The 19370-nt window shown below is 32.9% G+C and carries 15 protein-coding genes; 10 read left to right on the top strand and 5 right to left on the bottom strand.

The features are described 5' to 3' along the window. Nucleotides 1-75: 75 nt before the first annotated feature. The gene (gltX, locus tag ACHRVX_RS07805) at nt 76-1581 is read right to left on the bottom strand and encodes a glutamate--tRNA ligase (RefSeq protein WP_395330951.1); all 1506 of its coding nucleotides are present in this window, start codon (nt 1579-1581) and stop codon (nt 76-78) included. Between the two features lie 163 nt (nt 1582-1744). Between gltX and ACHRVX_RS07800 the strand changes: the two genes are divergently transcribed. The 8 genes from ACHRVX_RS07800 (at nt 1745) to ACHRVX_RS07765 (ending at nt 13524) form a co-directional block, all read left to right on the top strand. After that, nucleotides 1745-5125 carry a hypothetical protein gene (locus tag ACHRVX_RS07800; protein WP_395330949.1) on the top strand — a complete coding sequence of 1127 codons (3381 nt, stop codon included), beginning with the start codon at nt 1745-1747 and terminating at the stop codon, nt 5123-5125. Continuing rightward, nucleotides 5122-5541, top strand: a complete 420-nt coding sequence (gene ybeY / locus ACHRVX_RS07795) for an rRNA maturation RNase YbeY (RefSeq protein WP_395330947.1) — start codon at nt 5122-5124, stop codon at nt 5539-5541. The genes ACHRVX_RS07800 and ybeY overlap by 4 nt, the downstream gene beginning before the upstream one ends. A 483-nt stretch (nt 5542-6024) precedes the next feature. Then, on the top strand, nt 6025-7896 hold the full coding sequence (gene mnmG / locus ACHRVX_RS07790) for a tRNA uridine-5-carboxymethylaminomethyl(34) synthesis enzyme MnmG (protein ID WP_395330945.1): 1872 nt from the start codon (nt 6025-6027) through the stop codon (nt 7894-7896). Between the two features lie 182 nt (nt 7897-8078). Further along, nucleotides 8079-8543: a hypothetical protein gene (locus tag ACHRVX_RS07785; RefSeq protein WP_395330943.1), complete on the top strand. Its 465-nt coding sequence runs from the start codon at nt 8079-8081 to the stop codon at nt 8541-8543. Between the two features lie 97 nt (nt 8544-8640). Next, complete coding sequence (locus ACHRVX_RS07780) at nt 8641-9489, top strand: class I SAM-dependent methyltransferase (protein ID WP_395330941.1); 849 nt, start codon at nt 8641-8643, stop codon at nt 9487-9489. Nucleotides 9490-9735: 246 nt separating this feature from the next. After that, nucleotides 9736-10314, top strand: coding sequence for an OmpH family outer membrane protein (locus tag ACHRVX_RS07775; RefSeq protein ID WP_213296207.1), 579 nt, complete (start codon nt 9736-9738; stop codon nt 10312-10314). A 100-nt stretch (nt 10315-10414) separates the two neighbouring features. Next, nucleotides 10415-12694, top strand: coding sequence for a helix-turn-helix domain-containing protein (locus ACHRVX_RS07770; RefSeq protein ID WP_395330938.1), 2280 nt, complete (start codon nt 10415-10417; stop codon nt 12692-12694). A gap of 68 nt (nt 12695-12762) precedes the next feature. Then, nucleotides 12763-13524, top strand: coding sequence for a hypothetical protein (locus ACHRVX_RS07765; RefSeq protein WP_395330936.1), 762 nt, complete (start codon nt 12763-12765; stop codon nt 13522-13524). 39 nt (nt 13525-13563) lie between these two features. Here ACHRVX_RS07765 and ACHRVX_RS07760 read toward each other — a convergent pair whose 3' ends face one another. Beyond that, a complete protein-coding gene (locus tag ACHRVX_RS07760; protein WP_395330934.1) occupies nt 13564-14010 on the bottom strand; it encodes a hypothetical protein in 447 nt (148 codons plus the stop codon). Nucleotides 14011-14146: 136 nt separating this feature from the next. Next, complete coding sequence (locus ACHRVX_RS07755) at nt 14147-15109, bottom strand: SPOR domain-containing protein (RefSeq protein ID WP_395330932.1); 963 nt, start codon at nt 15107-15109, stop codon at nt 14147-14149. 255 nt (nt 15110-15364) lie between these two features. Between ACHRVX_RS07755 and dprA the strand changes: the two genes are divergently transcribed. Next, nucleotides 15365-16465, top strand: coding sequence for a DNA-processing protein DprA (dprA, locus tag ACHRVX_RS07750; RefSeq protein WP_395330930.1), 1101 nt, complete (start codon nt 15365-15367; stop codon nt 16463-16465). Between the two features lie 76 nt (nt 16466-16541). Here dprA and trpS read toward each other — a convergent pair whose 3' ends face one another. Next, nucleotides 16542-17516, bottom strand: a complete 975-nt coding sequence (trpS, locus tag ACHRVX_RS07745) for a tryptophan--tRNA ligase (RefSeq protein ID WP_395330928.1) — start codon at nt 17514-17516, stop codon at nt 16542-16544. Nucleotides 17517-17707: 191 nt separating this feature from the next. Then, nucleotides 17708-18085, bottom strand: a complete 378-nt coding sequence (locus ACHRVX_RS07740; RefSeq protein WP_395330926.1) for a GxxExxY protein — start codon at nt 18083-18085, stop codon at nt 17708-17710. A 236-nt stretch (nt 18086-18321) separates the two neighbouring features. On the opposite strand from ACHRVX_RS07740, the gene ACHRVX_RS07735 reads away from it, so the two are divergent. Further along, nucleotides 18322-19080, top strand: coding sequence for a lysophospholipid acyltransferase family protein (locus ACHRVX_RS07735; protein ID WP_395330924.1), 759 nt, complete (start codon nt 18322-18324; stop codon nt 19078-19080). The last annotated feature ends 290 nt before the right edge of the window (nt 19081-19370 follow it).

The raw sequence follows: 19370 nt of genomic DNA, 5'->3' as shown, positions 1-19370 counted from the left end.
AGTTATTTTACCATTAAGATATTAAGTGTATAAAGCTTGACTTAATTTTCCTTAATCTCGTATTGTAGAAAAAAATTATAATGTGGCAATTGCTTTCTGAATTCTTGAAATAGTTTCTTCTTTTCCGATTATTTCTACAATGTCAAATAGGTGAGGACCTTTAAGAGCTCCAACTAAACTCAAACGGAAAGGCTGCATTACTTTACCCATTCCAATTTCATTTTTAGTCATCCAGTCTTTCACGATTGCTTCGATATTTACCGAATCAAAACCGTCAATATATTCAAGTGTTGAAATCAATTCCTGCATTAATGCGGATGTTTCTTCCTTCCAGTTTTTACTTGCTTTTTCATCGTATGATGTTGGAGCTTGGAAAAAGAAATCAGTCAAATCCCAAAATTCAGAAACAAAATGAGCTCTTTCTTTAATCAAAGAAACAATTCTTGTAACATCATATTTAGAAACATCAACACCTTTTTCAACTAAAACAGGAGTGAAGCTTTTCGCTAAATCAGTGTCATTTTGTTTGATTAGGTATTGGTGATTGAACCATTTATTTTTTTCAGGATCAAATTTTGCTCCGGATTTATGAACTCTGTTCAAGTCAAAAGACTCCACTAATTCTTCTAATGAAAATAATTCTTTATCAGTTCCGTCATTCCATCCTAACAAAGCGAGGAAATTTATAACTGCTTCCGGGAAAAATCCATTCTCTCTGTAACCGGATGAAATACCTTCTTCAGTTTTCCATTCTAATGGGAACACAGGAAATCCTAATTTGTCACCATCTCTTTTTGATAATTTTCCGTTTCCAACCGGTTTTAAAATCAAAGGTAAATGTGCAAATTCCGGAGCATCCCAACCAAAAGCTCTGTATAATAAAACGTGAAGTGGCATAGATGGCAACCATTCTTCACCACGAATTACATGTGATGTTTCCATCAAATGATCATCAACAATATTCGCTAAATGGTAGGTTGGCATTCCGTCACTTTTAAACAATACTTTGTCATCAAGTAAACTGGTTTCAAACTTAACATCACCACGAATAATATCTTTTAAATGCAAAGTTTCATCAACCGGAGTTTTAAAACGAATCACATAATGTTCTCCATTTGCAATTCTTTTAGCAACTTCTTCAGATGAAATTACCAGAGAAGTATCCAGCTTTTCACGAATCGTATGATTATAAATAAATGTTTTTCCTTCTGCTTCTTGTTCTTTTCTCAAAGCATCAAGAGCTTCCGGAGTATCAAAAGCATAATATGCCCAACCAGAATTGATCAATTGATCAGCATAAGTTTGATATAAATCTTTACGATCACTTTGTCTGTACGGACCAAATTTTTCATTTTTCCCAACAGTTTCTTCTGGAGAAATTCCTAACCATTCCAGCGCTTCCATAATATAAGCTTCGGCACCTGGAACAAAACGGGTTTGATCTGTATCTTCAATTCTTAAATAGAAAACTCCGTTGTTTTTTTTGGCAAATAAATAATTAAATAGGGCAGTACGAACTCCGCCAATATGTAAAGGTCCTGTTGGACTTGGTGCAAAACGCACACGAACTTGCTTTGACATTTGTTTAAATTTTGATGCAAAGATACAACATTCGTCAAAAGTCAAAAGTCGAAAGTCTGAAAGGTTTTGCGTCAGGATGATAACTTTGGACTTTCGACTTTGGACTTTCAAACTTATACTTAAAATTACTACTTTTATGGGTTATAAATAAAAGTGATTCACATTGAAAACAACATCTGCGATATATCAAAAGTTAGAAGCATTTATAAAGAAATATTATACCAATGAATTAATAAAAGGAGGACTTCTTTTTATTGGTTTCGGTTTATTATACTTTCTATTTACGCTTTTTATTGAGTACTTTCTTTGGCTAAAACCATTAGGTAGAACAATATTGTTTTGGATATTTATAGGAGTAGAAGTTTTTCTTTTGTTTCGATTTATCTTGTTTCCAATTTTCAAGTTATTCAAACTTCAAAAAGGAATCGATTATAATCAGGCATCCACTATTATTGGAAATCATTTTAGTGAAGTAAGTGATAAGCTAACTAACTTTTTGCAATTGTCGGCGTCTGAGAATTCAATAGAAAGTTCAGAATTAATGATAGCTTCGATAGAACAAAAAGCAAATTCTTTGCAGCCAATTCCATTTGGGAATGCGATCAATTTTAAATCAAATAAAAAGTATTTACCATTAGCATTAATTCCAGTTTTGCTTTTCGCTGTGTTTTATATTTCAGGAAACAGCAATGTGATTTCTCAAAGTTTAAATAGAGTGGTACATTTTAATGCTACATTTTTACCACCGGCTCCTTTTAAATTTGTGGTGCTAAATCCCAATTTACAAACAGAACAAAATAAAGATTTCGTTATTAAAATGGAATCTGTTGGAAACGTAGTTCCGGAGAATGTAATGATTCATATTGGTAGCGAAAGTTATTTTATGGAATCATCTCAGCCTGGAAAGTTCGAATTCAAAATTGAAAAACCAGTTTCTGATGTTGAATTTTCGTTTGAAGGAAATTCTGTCTCATCTCAGGATTATGATTTGAAAGTAATCACGGTTCCATCAATTGCCAACTTTGAAATGGTGTTGAATTTTCCAAGTTATCTTAAAAAGAAATCAGAAATTATTCAGGGAACAGGAAATGCAATCGTACCGGAAGGAACTTTAGTAACCTGGAAAATGAATACACAGTCGACTCAGGAAATTGTTTGGAAGGATGATAATGCGACTTTTAAGTTCAATAAAGCCGAAAATGAGTTTAAATTGGCTAAAAATATCAGTCAAAATACAGAATATCAAATTCTTACCTCGAATAATAAGGTTAAAAACTATGAAAAACTGGATTATCAGCTATCTGTAATCAAAGACCAGCATCCAACAATCACAGTTAGTCCTGCACCGGACAGTTTAAAGCTGGATAAAAATTATGTTTTGGGTAGGTTAGGGGATGATTATGGTTTGTCAAAATTACAAGTGGTGTACTACGAACGTAACAAGCCAAATACTGCAAAGCGAGGAACGATACCTGTTAAGTCCGGAGTATTTGATCAGTTTGTTTTTAACTTCCCAAGTAATCTTGCTGTTCAGGAAGGAGTATCTTATGAATACTATTTTGAGGTTTTTGATAATGATGCGCCTCATGGATTTAAGAGTACAAAGTCTTCTGTTTTTTCTGATCGTGTTTCTACAACAGACGAAGTTCATGATTTAGAATTGCAACAACAAAATGAGAATATCAATAGTCTGCAAAAGTCTTTAAAGAATCAAACCAAACAATTTTCTGAAATGGATAAGATTCAGAAAGCAGGAAAAGAAAAAGATAATTTAGAATTTAAGGATCAACAAAAAGTAAATGATTTTATTAAACGTCAGAAACAGCAAGACGAATTGATGAAACAATTTGCTGAGAAAATGAATAAGAATTTAGATAAGTTTCAGTCTGAAAAGAAAGATAAAACGGCTGATGATTTGCAAAAGCGTTTAGATAATGCAGAGAAAGATTTAGAAAAAAATCAGAAGTTAATGGATGAGTTGAAGAACTTAAATGACAAATTGAATAGCGAAGATTTGTTTGATAAGATGGAAAAATTCAAACAGATAAGCAAAAACCAATCTCGTAATCTTGAACAATTAGTAGAACTTACGAAACGTTTTTATGTTTCTAAAAAAGCAGAACAAGTTGCTGATAAATTAAAGAAGTTAGCAGATCAACAAGAGCAACTTTCAAATAAAGAAAAAGAAAATACACAGGAGAAACAGGATGATATCAATAAAGCATTTGATAAAATTCAGGAAGATTTAAAAGATCTGAAAGAAGAAAATAAAACATTAAAAGCGCCTTTGGATATTCCTGCTGATGCTTCAAAAGAGAAAGATTTGAAAGATGATTTAAAAAAAGCATCTGAAGAATTGAGTAAAAAGAATTCTTCTTCGGCTAAGCCAAAACAAAAAAATGCTGCTAAGAAAATGAAGAGTATGGCAGAGCAAATGGATGCTGGTATGGAAGGTGGAGAACAAGAACAATTAGAAGAAGATGTTGCAATGCTTCGTCAGGTTCTTGATAATCTTCTTGCTTATTCATTATCGCAGGAAGATGTGATGAAACAATTTAGATCTATGAAATTGGGTTCATCTGCTTTTACTAAGAATATAAAAATCCAGCAGAATTTGAAACAGCAGTTTAGATATGTCGATGATAGTTTGTTTGCCTTGTCACTTCGTAATCCTAAAGTTGCTGAAGATGTTACTAAGGAAATAGGAAATGTACAATATAATATAGATAAAGCAATTGAAACTTTAGGCGACGTTCAAATCCCAAAAGGAGTTTCGCATCAACAATATGCTGTTTCATCTGCCAATAAACTTGCCGATTTTTTAAGTGATTTATTAAATAATATGCAGATGTCAATGTCTAAACCGGGATCAGGAAAACCAAAACCGGGAGATGGTCAGGGAATGCAATTGCCGGATATTATTCAGAAACAAAAAAGTCTTGCTGATAAAATGAAAGCTGGAATGAAACCGGGGGACAAACCTGGAGAAGGACAACAAGGAAAATCAGGAGAAGGAAAACAAGGTCAAGGGAAAGATGGACAAGATAAAAGCGGAGAAGGTAAAGATGGTAAAGATGGACAAGGTAATAAAAATGGTGGAAAAGGAAATGAAGGAAAAGATGGAAATGACGGAGAAGGAGATGCTGAAGCAATCATGGAAATTTACAAAGAACAGGTAAAACTTCGTGAAGCATTACAAAAAGAATTAGCAAAACAAGGTTTAGATTCTCAGGGTAAATCTGTAATAGATCAAATGAAAGCTTCGGAAAAGCAACTTTTAAATAAAGGTTTTAAAAACGAGAACTTGCAACGCATCCTTAATATTCAGCAAGAATTATTAAAATTAAACAATGCAGTTCAGCAACAAGGTCAAGATACAAAGCGTCAATCTGAAACAAATAAAGCTGAATTTTCTAATCGTTCGAATGCTTTACCAAGCTCGTTATTGGATTATTTAAACAGTGTAGAGATTTTAAACAGACAATCACTACCTTTGCGCTCGAATTTTAATCAAAAGGTTCAAGAATATTTTAATACAAAATGATCGACTTTAATTACGAAACCGAATTTACTTTAGATAACGAACAAGCCTTTGCAGATTGGTTGAGTGCTGTAATAGTTTCTGAAAACAAAAACGAAGGAGAGATAAACTACATATTTTGTGATGATGAATATCTTCATAAGATAAATGTAGAATATCTAAATCACGATACTTTAACTGATATTATCAGTTTTGATTACACAGTTGGAAACGAATTAAACGGAGATATTTTTGTTTCTGTTGAAAGAGTAGAAGATAACGCAAAAGATTTTAATGTTTCTTTTGATGATGAATTAAAACGGGTTTTGGCTCACGGCATATTACATTACTGTGGATACAAGGACAAAAGTGATGCTGATGCAGAACTTATGCGTTCTAAAGAAGATGAAAAGATTGCAATGTTTCACGTGGAACAGTAGAATAAAATTCCAATTTTTTAAATTCCAAATTCCAATTGTTTCACGTGGAACAGTAAATTAAATAGATTTCAAATTTAAAATTCCAATTGTTCCACGTGAAACGTTTGTGATTTTGTTTTAGATTAAAAATAGTGTTTCACGTGGAACGTTTAGGAAAAAATTTTTGACTTTTTTTTACTTTTGACAGAATACGTTAGACGTGGAATAAGAAAGATTGTTTTATAAGAATGATCTAAATTTTAATTTAAGATAAATTCAATCTGTTCCACGTGGAACAGAGTAAGAAAGTATACGAAGTTTAATTTTAAGTTTATATATGAATGATGTTCCACGTGAAACAGTTTAGGTTTTAGTTTGGAATTTGGAATTTGCAATTTCAGAAATTGAATTTTGCGCGTAAGCGCAGTTCCACGTGGAACAAAAGAATAAAGGATTTAATTCTGAGAACCGACTTAAACGGTTTCCCAGAGAATAAAAAATAAAATGTTTTTAGAAGAATACGATGTTATAGTGGTTGGTGCAGGTCATGCCGGATCTGAAGCCGCGGCAGCGGCCGCAAATTTGGGATCAAAAACTTTATTGGTTACCATGAGTTTGCAGAACATTGCACAGATGTCTTGCAACCCAGCGATGGGAGGAATTGCAAAAGGACAAATTGTGCGTGAAATTGATGCGCTTGGTGGATACTCAGGAATTGTTTCTGATAGAACTGCAATTCAATTCAAGATGTTGAACAAATCAAAAGGACCAGCTATGTGGTCGCCAAGAGTTCAAAGTGACCGAATGCGTTTTGCTGAAGAATGGAGAATGATGTTGGAGGGAACTCCAAATTTGGATTTCTACCAGGAGATGGTAAAAGGTTTGATTATCGAGGAAGGAAAAATAAAAGGAATCAGAACTTCGCTAGGAGTAGAGATTCGGTCTAAGTCGGTTGTGTTGACAAACGGAACTTTTCTAAATGGTTTGATTCATATTGGAGAAAAACAATTTGGAGGAGGAAGAGCAGGAGAAAGTGCCGCAACAGGAATTACGGAAGATTTAGTAAAAGTGGGTTTTGAATCCGGAAGAATGAAAACCGGAACTCCACCACGAGTTGATGGACGTTCTCTGGATTATTCGAAAATGAACGAAGAAAAAGGAGATGCAAAACCGGATAAGTTTTCTTATTCGGATTTAACCGTTCCGTTAACGCATCAAAGATCTTGTCACATGACATACACGTCGCTGGATGTTCATGATATTTTGAGAGAAGGTTTTGATCGTTCGCCAATGTTCAACGGAAGAATCAAAAGTCTTGGACCAAGATATTGTCCTTCGATAGAAGATAAGATAAATCGTTTTGCTGATAAAGAACGTCACCAATTATTTGTTGAGCCGGAAGGTTGGAATACTTGTGAGGTTTATGTAAATGGATTTTCAACTTCGCTTCCGGAGGATATTCAGTTTAAAGCATTGAGTTCTGTTGCAGGATTTGAGAAGGTGAAATTCTTTCGTCCGGGTTACGCAATCGAATATGATTATTTTCCACCAACACAATTGAAACATACTTTAGAAACGAAGTTAATTGAAGGTTTGTATTTTGCCGGACAAATAAACGGAACAACAGGATATGAAGAAGCTGCTTCGCAAGGTTTGATGGCTGGAATAAATGCGCATTTAAAAGTGCATGAAAAAGCGCCGTTGATTTTAAAACGTGACGAAGCATATATTGGTGTTTTAATTGACGACTTGATTACGAAAGGAACGGAAGAACCATATCGTATGTTTACATCAAGAGCAGAGTATAGAACATTGTTGCGTCAGGATAATGCCGATTTCAGATTAACACCAATGTCGCATGAAATTGGTCTGGCTTCAGAAGCTCGTTTACGCCGAATGGAAAAGAAATTAAATGAATCTGAAAAGATGGTTGCTTTCTTTAAAGAGACAAGTGTTTCGGTTGCAGAAACAAATCCAATTTTGGAAGCGAAAGAAACAGCTCCCATTACACAAGGAGATAAAATGTTTAAAGTTTTCTCACGTCCACAAATTGATTTGGAGGATATGATGAAATTTGAAAAAGTAAAGGAATATATAGAGGCAAATGATGTTGATCAGGAAATTTTGGAGCAAGCCGAAATCCAGGTCAAATATTCTGGTTATATTGAAAAGGAAAGGAACAACGCTGATAAACTAACTCGTTTAGAAGATGTGAAAATTCCCGAAAATTTCGATTATGATAAAATTAAATCAATGTCGATTGAAGCAAAGCAAAAGTTGAGCAAGATACGTCCTGTAACAATATCTCAGGCTTCAAGAATAAGCGGAGTGTCACCAAGTGATATTTCGGTTTTGTTGATTTATATGGGAAGGTAGAAATTTGTTTCATGTTTTATTTGTTTCATGTTTCAAGTTTCAAGTTTGTTAGAATGTGATTTTGATTTGATTGTTCCACGTGAAACCAATTGTCTTTTATAATTTTCTAAATTGAATTTGTTCCACGTGAAACATATTTAAAATGGAATAATTAAAAGATAGATTTTAAAATTTTTTCTACTATGAAAATTGTTCAGAAAGATATTTTATCGGCAGAAGAGAAAGAAGTTTTATGTGATCTTTGGAATAAAGAATATCCGGCAAGATTACATTTAAAAACGATCGAAGATTTTGAATCGTATTTGAACGGAATTTCGAACAAAAAACATTATTTGCTGTTTGATTATTCAAATAAAATTAATGGCTGGGCGTTTACTTTTTTAAGAGAAAATGAAAATTGGTTTGCTATAATTTTAGACAGTCAAATTCAGGGAAAAGGAAATGGTTCTTTTTTGATTAACAAATTAAAAAAGAATAATGATAGTTTGAATGGTTGGGTAATTGATCAGGAAAACGAAATAAAACAAAATAACGAATTGTATAAATCTCCAATGCCATTTTATATTAAAAATGGTTTTACTTTTTGCTCAGAAATAAGAATTGAAAACGAAAAAATGTCAGGCGTAAAAATAAATTGGACACGTTAAAAAATAAATATAATATAAAAAATTATAAACCCTAAAAGTGATATTTTTGCTTTTAGGGTTTGCTATGAAATTAAACCAAAATCCCTATAATTAAAAAATGGACGTTTTAAACAAAAAACATTTTCTTACCGTAAAAGACCATTCTGTATCTAAAGAAATTTTCGAATTGTATCATGATGAAACTTTAGACATGTTGATTACATCGCCGCAACCTGATTTAGAAAATCTGGGACGATATTATGAAAGCGAAGATTATATTTCGCATACTGATAACAAACGTTCGTTATTTGAAAAAGCATATCACTTTGTGAAAAATATCGCTTTAAAGAATAAACTGAATCTAATCAACTCGGAACAAATTTATAAAGGAAGAATTTTAGACATTGGTGCCGGAACGGGAGATTTTTTGCTGACGGCAAAAAATGACGGTTGGGAAACTGTTGGAGTGGAACCAAGCGACAAGGCAAAAAATATTGCGATTCAAAAAGGAATTTCATTTGTAAATGAAATTGGTGATCTGGGAAATAATTCATTCGACGTAATTACGATGTGGCACGTTTTAGAACACGTTCCAAATTTAGAATTGCAAATTCAGGAATTGAAGCGTTTGTTAAAACCAACTGGAACATTAATTGTTGCGGTTCCAAATTTTAAATCTTACGATGCAAAACATTACGATAAATTTTGGGCAGCTTATGATGTTCCAATTCACTTTTGGCATTTCTCAAAAAAAGCGATTCAGTCTCTTTTTGAAAAAGTAGATATGAAGTTGGAAAAAGTACTTCCAATGAAATTTGATTCTTTTTATGTTAGTTTATTGTCTGAAAAATATAAAACCGGAAAAATGAATTATATCAGTGCTTTTTTCGTTGGTTTAAAATCAAATTTAAAAGCAGGCACTACAAAAGAGTATTCGTCGCACATTTACGTGATAAAAAACAAGTAAAACACAATTTAAGCGTATTTAAGGTGTTTTCTCTGTGTGAGTGAAGACTTATTATGTCTATTTAGAGATAATGTTTGTAATAAAAGCTATTGAAGTCGGTTTTGATAGTGTTGAATTATTGACATTTTTCTTTCTATAAATAAAAACAATATCATAAAATTATAGCATTTTTTAAACTTTATGTTGATGCTATTTATTTTTTTATATTTTTGTCTTCTATACATTAAAAAATTAGAAATTTAAAAAATGAAAAAAGCATTAGTAATTATCGCACTTTCAATTTTGGTTGTTTCATGTGGTAAAACAGCAGAAGTTAAGGAAGTAAAAACAGCTTACGTAGATACTTCAGTTTTAATGAAAGAGTATACTGAAGCAAAAGATCTTGAAGCAAAATACAAAGGACAGGCAGAAGAAAAGGGAAGACAATTACAAGCTGAAATTGCGCGATTTAAACAAGACGCTGCTAGTTTTCAAAGTCAGGCACAAGCAAACGGACAAGCCTGGGCACAACAAAGAGGTGCTGAGTTACAAAAAAGAGAACAACAATTGGGTTATGCTCAACAAGCTTTGTCTCAACAATTGCAACAAGAAAGTGGTGTTGAAATGGATTCTCTGGTAAGCGGAGTTAAAAAATTCATCAAGGATTACGGTAAGAAAAACGGTTACTCTTATATTTACGGGACTGGAGATGCTGCCTCAATTTTATACGCAGAAGAGAAATTTGATATCACAAAAGATATTATTAAAGCTTTGAACGATAAATATAAAGCTGAGCCTAAAACAGACAAACCAGCTGTAAAAGAAGGAGAAGCTGTTAAAAAATAATACCAAACAAAACGAATTAAATTTAAAAACCTAAATCTGTAAGATTTAGGTTTTTTCTTTTATAAAAATGCGATACTTTTAGTTTTTCAATACAAGCCCAATGCAAAACGTTACAGAAGCAGCTGCTTATACCTTACAATTCATCAATCAAACGCAAAAATCGATTTTCCTGACTGGTAAAGCAGGAACCGGAAAAACGACGCTTTTGCGTGAAATCATTGCTACAACGCATAAAAGCACAGTAGTTGTGGCCCCAACCGGAATAGCAGCATTAAACGCCGGCGGTGTTACGATTCATTCGATGTTTCAATTGCCATTTTCTGCCTTTATTCCTTCGTATGACGAAGCTTCTCAATTTACCGAAACTGTAAAGTTTGAGAATAAGGAAACCTTGCGCAGACACTTTAAAATGAACAATGTCAAGCGTAATGTGATCAAAAACATGGAGCTTTTGATTATTGATGAAGTCAGTATGTTACGTGCTGATTTACTGGATGCTATCGATTTTATGATGCAGACGGTTCGTAGAAATTCGAAGCCTTTTGGGGGAGTTCAGGTGCTTTTTATTGGTGATTTATTGCAGCTTCCGCCCGTAATCAGGGACGAAGAGTGGAGAACTTTGCGCAATTATTACAAAGGAAAATTCTTTTTTCATTCGCATGTAATGCAGCAATTTCCGCCGTTATATATTGAATTATCTAAGATCTATCGTCAGACAGATGATTCTTTTATTTCGGTTTTAAACAACCTTCGAAACAATCAGATTACTCCGGAGGATATTCAGATATTAAACCAATATGTGAAACCGGATTTCGATTTAAAAAACAATCCCGGTTATATCACATTAACCACGCATAATGCTAAAGCAGATTCTATTAACGAGCAGGCTATTGACGATTTAGCAGGAAATGAATTCTCGTATCAGCCGTTTATAGTGGGTGATTTTCCCGAAAAAATATTTCCTGTAGAAGAAAACCTAAAGCTAAAAATTGGCGCTCAGGTAATGTTTGTCAAAAATGATGCATCATTTGAAAAGCGTTATTTTAATGGAAAAATGGGCGTTGTAAAATCCCTTTCTCCGGAGGAAATTTTTATACATTTTCCGGAAGAGAATAAAACTATTGAAGTTGAAAAATATGAATGGAAAAATATCCGTTACAAAGTAAACGAACTCACAAAAGAGATAGAAGAGGAGGTTTTAGGCACATTTGCGCACTATCCGCTTAAACTTGCATGGGCTATTACAGTTCATAAAAGTCAGGGATTGACTTTTGAGAAAGCTGCGCTCGATGTATCGCAAGTTTTTTTGCCGGGACAAGCATATGTTGCATTATCACGTTTAACTTCCTTAAACGGGCTTATTTTGCTTTCTCCGTTGCAAATGAATGGTATTTCTAACGATCAGGATGTGATGGATTATGCTTTAAATAAAGCTACAGAAGAAGTTTTAAAACATTCCCTGCATTTTGAAACCAAGAATTTTATTCATAACTATTTGATTAACAGTTTTAATTGGACTGATGTAGCTCAGGAATGGCGCAATCATCGTTTTAGTTATAATGAAAATGCTGCAAATTCTGAAAAAGCCAAACATTCGGTTTGGGCGCATAAACGTTTAGAAACAATAGACGCGTTAATAGATCCTTCGCAGAAATTCGTGAATCAGCTTAATAAAATTTTTAATAAGGAAACCGTCGATTTATTTTTTGTTCAGGAAAGGGTAGTGGCTGCTTATGATTATTTTTTCAAACCAATGGATAAATTGGTGACGGATCTTTTGAATAAAATGGCTGAAATCCAGAAGTTTAAAAAAGTAAAAGAATTTTATGAAGAATTAGCTTTTCTGGATGATTTACAGACTAAAGCTGTTTTGCGCTTAATGAAGGCCAAATTGCTCATAGAAATTGTCGTGGCAGGCCAAACCATCTGTAAAGAAAAATTGACTTCTACGGCGATTAAAAACTATAAATTAGACAAGGTTGCCAAGATTCGCGAGGATTTTAATATGACGAACACTGATATTTTTAAATCTGATGAACCTGTAGTGCGTTATACGGCGAGAAAACTGGATAAAAATGAACCTAAAACGGCTAAGAAAACGACAGTAGAAGAAACGCATGATTTATGGCTCGAGAAAAATTCGATTCAGGATATTGCAAGAATTAGAAAACTTACGGTTGCAACTATTGAAATGCACTTTGTTAAACTAATTCAGGCTAAAAAAGTGGAGATTTCAGATATCTTGCCTTATGATAAAATTCTGGCGCTTCGTGATGCTTTTGAGTTTTATCAGGAGGAATCTTTGAACGGTTTAAAAGAAAAACACGGCGATACATTTACCTGGGATGAACTTAAAATGTTCAAAGCCAGTATTAATTAATTTTAGATTTTGTAATTTAGAATATCAAATTTGAAATTATTTATAAAACATTATGTAAAATACAAGTCATGAGAAAACTAATTTATATCACGTTCATACTTTTTTCACTTCATTACACTGCTTTTAGTCAGGACTTGAAGCCTGAATATCAAAAGTTTATTAAAAGCTTTATTGACAACGTGAAAAACGGAAAAAAGGAGGCAGTCGGAGGTAGTATTAAATATCCTTTTGCAAGGGATTATCCAATTCCGGCAATAAAAAACAAGGCTGAATTTATTAAAAGATACGATCAGATTTTTGATACTGCATTAAAGAACAAAATCATAAAATCAAATCCCGCAAAAGATTGGTCTGAAGTGGGTTGGCGCGGCATTATGCTGAATCAGGGGGATATTTGGATAGATACTGACGGAAGATTAATGTCTATAAATTATCAATCTCAATTTGAAAAGAATTTAAAGAATAAATTAATTGCCTCCGAAAAAGGGAAATTAAATCCGGCTTTAGCTAATTTTAAAGAACCTGTCAACATTTTAGAAACGTCAAAATTCAGGATTAGAATTGATGATCTGGGAAATAATAATTACAGATACGCTTCGTGGTCTTTGAAACAATCCATGAGTGAAAAGCCTGATCTTATTATAACTAACGGGAAATTTATACCAGACGGAACCGGTGGAAATCATAGTTTTGAATTCAAAAAAGGAAATTATATTTATACTTGTGATATCATAGTTCTTGGCGAGAAAGATTCGCCTCCCGCGAGATTGATTATTACTCAAAACGGAAAAGAAATTCTCAATCAGGAAGCTAAAATTGTTCCACGTTAAACAAAAAAATCCTATTCGATAAGAATAGGATTTTTTTGTTTACTCAGATTTAACTTTGTCCAGTTTCTTCTGTTGTTCTATTTTTTTGAGTTTAAGTTTTTGAATTTCAAGATCTTTCTCTTTCAATTTAATTTGTTGTTTTTGCAAGTCTTCCGGAGAAATAGAACTTGAATTTATTTTTGATTCCAGTTTCTGATTAGCAGTTTCTAACTTGTCAATTTTTTTGTTTGTGGCGTCAAGATCATTCTGTGAGTTTTTAAGATCACGTTGATGTTTTTCAACTTTCTTTTGTTCCTTTTTTAATTGAGATTGATCATCTTGCAGTTTTCTACGATACTCATCTGTTGATTTTTGAGCTTCTTTGTCGGCTTTTTTCTGTAGTACTTGTTGAGAAGTTTCGCTTATTGCTGATTGTTGGGCGAAAAAAGAATTTGAATTCAGAATAAATAATAGGGCAAAAAGTAATTTAAGTGCGTGCTTCATCATTTTGTTCTTTAAAATTAGAATACAAAAATAGATTTGACATAGGAAAAAGAAGGCCTGATAAAGTCTTTTTAATGATAAATTAAGGCATAAAAAAACCTATTCAATTGAATAGGTTTTTTTTATTTCTTCGTAATTATTATAATTTTTCGATCAGAATCCAGGCATCCGGATTTTCACCTTTTTGAATTTCTTTTTGAGCAAGTTCAGCTTCACGCATTGTAGTATAACTTCCGTATAAAACAGGAAATAAACCATGTTTGTTTTCACCAAGCATTCTTGCTTTATAACCATCTTTAATCAATTGATTATACGCTTTTCTTGCATTCTGTTCACTTCTAAATGCTCCTGCCATAATATGATACGGCATCACTTTTTCTTCGACAGTTTCTACTTTTGCAGAATCAACTGAAAGTGTTACGGCAGGTAATGGATTTTGAATCAAAAATGTAGCCTCTTGTATCTTGTTTTGTACTTTTTTCTGTACTTCACTTTCTACAATAAGTGTTTTTGTTTCAATTTGATTTTGGTACAAAGGATATCCAATACTTCCTGTAATTCCTAATCCAAGAACAAAAATTGCTGCATATTTTAAGAATGAACCGGATGACTTTTCGTCTTCTTCAAATAAAGCAATTGGCTCTCTATCTTCGATTTTCTGAATTTTTTTCTCAAAAAGTTCCTTCTTCACAAGTGGAGAAACAAAAGGACTTAATCCGTAAGAACTCGTTAGGAAATTGGTTTGATCGTTAGGTGTAAAGATGATATTTTGCTCAGAGTTGTAACGTATTTCTCCGATATTTTTTAGACTTATAACGCCATTTTCTTCTAAGGTTTTTTTCCAGCTTAAAACTTCAAAAGCAATAGTGCTTACAGCAAAACCGTAAGATGTTTTTTCTGCATTTGCAATATGATTTGCCAATAGCCCGTCATTGTTTTTCAAATGGCTATTAAAAGAGATCATTTTTTTGGGTGGAAAAAACGAATTAGTGCTTTCATTCAGCTGAGCCGATTGAATTTCGGTTAAAAACGCTCCAAATCCTGGAACCGTTACACACTGATAACGATACAATAACTGTGCTATGTAAGTTTCGATTTTCATAGTAACAAAGTTAGGCAACGAATATAGTTATCAAAATTTTATTCACAATTTTTATTAACAATTCGAATAAATTTACAGAATGTTTATTTTCAATTAGTTACAAATATATTTCTTTTTAGTTAAATTAAGCCACTATATTTATTAATAATTTTTTAAGAAGAATTTACTTCTAATTTATATCTTTGACGATCTTAATTTTGCTTTAGATCTATTTTTTCAAACTATTTTCGACGCCATTTAATTCTATTTACATTCATGTCAGATCAAGATTTATTTTATTTATTAGCCTTATTAAAAGTGGATGGAGTAGGAGATATAATGGCAAAAAAACTGCTTACTCATTGTGGAAATGCTGAAGCAATTTTTAAAACAAAAATGAATCAAATTGCGGCTATTGATGGAGTTGGAAGTGTTTTATTGAAGAATTTTAAGGATAAATCTGTTTTTGAAAAAGCAAATAAAGAACTTGAATTTATCAAGGCAAATAATATAGAAGTTTCCTTTTTTCAGGACGAAAATTACCCGGAACGACTGAAGCATTGTATCGATTCTCCGGTCCTGATTTTTTCTATCGGAAATATAAATTTAAAAAGCAAAAAAATAATAAGTATTGTGGGAACACGCCAGATTACATCCTACGGAATGGAATTTTGTAAAAAACTGATCGAAGATTTAGCACCGCTTGATCCTGTGATTGTTAGTGGTTTTGCATATGGCGTTGATATTGCGGCACATCAGTTAGCTATGGATTATAACCTTCAAACGATTGGAGTTCTGGCACATGGTTTAAACCAGATTTATCCAAAAACACATAAGAAGTATGTAGCTAAGATGGAGGAAAACGGCGGTTTTATAACTGAATTTTGGAGTTCGTCTAATCCGGATAAAGAAAATTTTGTACGCCGAAACCGTATTGTTGCGGGTATGACCGAAGCTACCATCGTAATTGAATCTGCAGATAAAGGCGGTTCATTGATTACGGCTAATCTTGCAAATGATTATAACAGGGACGTTTTTGCCGTTCCCGGTCGAGTTACTGATAAATACAGTCAAGGCTGTAATAACTTGATTAAAACGCAAAAAGCAAACGTCCTGACAAGTGCAGCAGATTTAGTTTATATCCTCAATTGGGACATCGAAAATAAAGTAAAACCTATTCAGAAAATGCTGTTTGTGGAGCTGGATCCTGAAGAACAAAAGGTATATGATTTTCTTTTAAAAAACGGGAAAGAATTACTGGATACGATTGCGCTCAAATGTGATTTTCCTATTTATAAAATCTCGGGTTTGCTATTGAATATGGAACTCAAAGGCTTAATCAGACCGCTTCCGGGGAAATTATTTGAGGCGATTTAGAATAAAAATAGGCCATGAATTACACTAATTTGCATAAATTAATTCGCAAAAATTAGTGTAATTCGTGGCAAGTTATCTATTTTCCAAAGCCGAGTATTTCACGAACTTTAGCTAAAACCCCGTCAGCAATAACTCCAGCTTTTCCTGCTCCTTTTTTCAATAAAGCATCTACTTCGTCCAGGTTATTGATGTAGTAATTGTATTTTTCTCTTTCGGTTTTAAATTTTTCGGTAATCAGTTCAAACAAAGCTTGTTTGGCGTGACCATAACCGTAATTTCCACCTAAATAATTCGCTCTCATTTCGGCAATCTGATCTTCAGTTCCTAAAAGCGCATAGATAGCAAAGGCATTACAGGTATCCGGATTTTTAGGATCTTCAAGCGGTGTACTATCAGTTTCAATGCTCATGACCTGCTTACGAAGGGTTTTATCATCCAAGAAAATATTGATAATATTATTTGCAGATTTACTCATTTTTCCGCCGTTTGTACCGGGAATCAATTTGCTGTCTTCTTGAATTTTAGCTTCAGGAATTACAAATGTTTCGCCCATTTGGTGGTTAAAACGTGAAGCTACATCTCGTGTAATTTCTAAATGCTGCAATTGATCTTTTCCAACAGGAACAAATTCAGCATCGTATAATAAAATATCAGCCGCCATTAACATCGGATACGTAAAAAGTCCGGCATTAACATCGTCTAAACGATCTGCTTTGTCTTTAAAAGAATGCGCTAAAGTCAGACGTTGGAACGGAAAAAAGCAACTCAGGTACCAGGTTAATTCTGCCGTTTGTGTTACATCAGACTGTCTGTAAAAAGTTACTTTATCTGGATTTAAACCACAAGCCAGCCAGGCTGCTGCAGTGCTGTATGTATTTTCTCTTAATGTTTTACCATCTTTAATTTGCGTAATCGAATGTAAATCAGCGATAAACAAAAAAGATTCATTTGCAGGATTATTTGATAATTCAATTGCGGGAATTATCGCTCCCAATAAATTGCCTAAGTGTGGGGTTCCGGTACTCTGAACACCAGTAAGTATTTTTGCCATTCCAGTTTTTCTTATTTCTAAACGCAAAGTTCGTTTTTTTACTGCAAACTGTGTAATTTTTTTAGTCTCAAAGTTTATTAAGGCTGTTTTTCTTTCAGCGGTGTGTTTTTTAACGCAGAGTTCACAAAGTTTTGTCGCAAAGTTTATTAAGTTTTCTACAAAGTTTTTTTTGGAAGTTTACTAAGCTATATCTATAATTCATTAACAACTCTTCTAATTCCATTTTTTAGTAAAACTTCATTGAAGTTAATTAGCAGTGCAAGTTTATATTTTCCTAGCTTTAGATAGGTTAAGGTTTGAGCTAAGTGTTTAACAGTTAGAGATTCGACACTTTTTATTTCAATTATTAATTTATTTGCTACTAGAATATCGATACGATATCCACAATCTAATTTCACTTGTTCGAAAATTAATGGAATGGATTTTTCTTTTTCAACTGAAAGTCCACGCTGTTTAATTTTGTAAAGCAAACATTCTTGATAAGCATTTTCGAGTAAACCTGGTCCAAGCACTTTATGAATATCAATTGCCAGTCCGATTATAATATTCGATATTTCATTTTCTGTCATAAAAATATAAAAACAACAAATTTAATAATTATTTTCTTATATTTTGTATTGTTTATAGCTACAATTTTCGATTTTAATTACAGAACAGCTTTGTGAGCTCGTTGCTTGCAATTATATGTTTTGATATTTCTTCTTTCCTCTGCGAAAAACTTTGTGAACTCTGCGTTAAAAAACATTAAATTTTGACACTAAATTATTTTAGGAAAATTCACTTCTGTTTTCTTACATTTGAAACCATGAAAGGATTAAAGATTATTTTTTGGGTTTTGTGGCGTATTTGGTTCTATATCTTGATGGCTATTCCGATATTGATTATGCTGCCGTTTTTACTGATTTCTATTATCTCGGAAAGTGGATACCCCTATTTCTTTAAAATGGCTCGCATTTGGGCTAAATTCATCCTTTTCGGGATGGGTTTTTATTATACAATCGAACGAATGCAAAAACTGGAGAAAGGTAAAAGCTACATGATTGTTGCTAATCACACTTCGATCACTGATATTATGCTAATGCTGGCTATTATAAAAAATCCATTTGTTTTTGTGGGGAAAAAGGAACTTGTTAAGATTCCGTTGTTTGGATTTTTCTATAAAAGAACCTGTATTTTGGTCGATAGAAATTCTTCCAGAAGTAAAAATGAAGTTTTTAAGAAAGCACAAGACAGGCTTAATCAGGGACTTAGTATCTGCATTTTTCCTGAAGGGGGAGTTCCGGATGATGAAACAATTTTACTGGATGAATTTAAGGATGGTGCTTTTCGTTTAGCGATCGATCATCAAATTCCAATTGTACCCATAGTATTTGCTGACAATAAGGAACGATTTTCCTATACTTTTTTGAGTGGAAGTCCTGGTAAAATGCGAATAAAAATCCTGCCTTTTATAGCAACAGAAGGATTAACAATCGATAATAGAAAATCTCTTCGTGATGAAGTTAGGCAATTGATTTATAAAGGATTGCTTGAATTTAAAAAGAAAAAAAATCAGGATTTATAATTATAAAACCCGACAGCTCGTTAAAGTTGTCGGGTTTTCTTTTGAATTAAAATTCCCCAGTTTATATTCAAAAAATACTATCGATGTATGATTTTTTCTGAAATAAAACGCAATACCTTCTTAAATCTCAATTTGGTTTTTCTACGATTTTTACTGTACAACACTTCTATTTTCTCTTTCATGGTTAAAAATATTTATGGTTGATAATAAAGAGTTTAATCTCTAAACTCAAGTTAATGTCATAATAGTATAGAGAGTAAAAAAAGAAAATGGTTGCGTGAATTGTGAAA

Source organism: Flavobacterium sp. FlaQc-47 (assembly GCF_044006475.1).
In the GTDB taxonomy this organism is placed as follows: Bacteria; Bacteroidota; Bacteroidia; order Flavobacteriales; family Flavobacteriaceae; genus Flavobacterium.
The sequence above is the reverse complement of the archived record's forward strand: the minus strand, read 5'-3'. Positions and strand labels throughout refer to the sequence as shown.

Bases quoted from the DNA above. Each gene is read 5' to 3' on its own strand.
- gltX (WP_395330951.1), bottom strand. From the start codon at position 1,581: ATGTCAAAGCAAGTTCGTGTGCGTTTTGCACCAAGTCCAACAGGACCT.
- ACHRVX_RS07785 (WP_395330943.1), top strand. From the start codon at position 8,079: ATGAAAATTGTTCAGAAAGATATTTTATCGGCAGAAGAGAAAGAAGTT.
- ACHRVX_RS07760 (WP_395330934.1), bottom strand. From the start codon at position 14,010: ATGATGAAGCACGCACTTAAATTACTTTTTGCCCTATTATTTATTCTG.
- ACHRVX_RS07755 (WP_395330932.1), bottom strand. From the start codon at position 15,109: ATGAAAATCGAAACTTACATAGCACAGTTATTGTATCGTTATCAGTGT.
- dprA (WP_395330930.1), top strand. From the start codon at position 15,365: ATGTCAGATCAAGATTTATTTTATTTATTAGCCTTATTAAAAGTGGAT.
- ACHRVX_RS07765 (WP_395330936.1), top strand. From the start codon at position 12,763: ATGAGAAAACTAATTTATATCACGTTCATACTTTTTTCACTTCATTAC.
- ACHRVX_RS07740 (WP_395330926.1), bottom strand. From the start codon at position 18,085: ATGACAGAAAATGAAATATCGAATATTATAATCGGACTGGCAATTGAT.
- ACHRVX_RS07780 (WP_395330941.1), top strand. From the start codon at position 8,641: ATGGACGTTTTAAACAAAAAACATTTTCTTACCGTAAAAGACCATTCT.
- ybeY (WP_395330947.1), top strand. From the start codon at position 5,122: ATGATCGACTTTAATTACGAAACCGAATTTACTTTAGATAACGAACAA.
- trpS (WP_395330928.1), bottom strand. From the start codon at position 17,516: ATGGCAAAAATACTTACTGGTGTTCAGAGTACCGGAACCCCACACTTA.
- ACHRVX_RS07735 (WP_395330924.1), top strand. From the start codon at position 18,322: ATGAAAGGATTAAAGATTATTTTTTGGGTTTTGTGGCGTATTTGGTTC.
- ACHRVX_RS07770 (WP_395330938.1), top strand. From the start codon at position 10,415: ATGCAAAACGTTACAGAAGCAGCTGCTTATACCTTACAATTCATCAAT.
- mnmG (WP_395330945.1), top strand. From the start codon at position 6,025: ATGTTTTTAGAAGAATACGATGTTATAGTGGTTGGTGCAGGTCATGCC.
- ACHRVX_RS07775 (WP_213296207.1), top strand. From the start codon at position 9,736: ATGAAAAAAGCATTAGTAATTATCGCACTTTCAATTTTGGTTGTTTCA.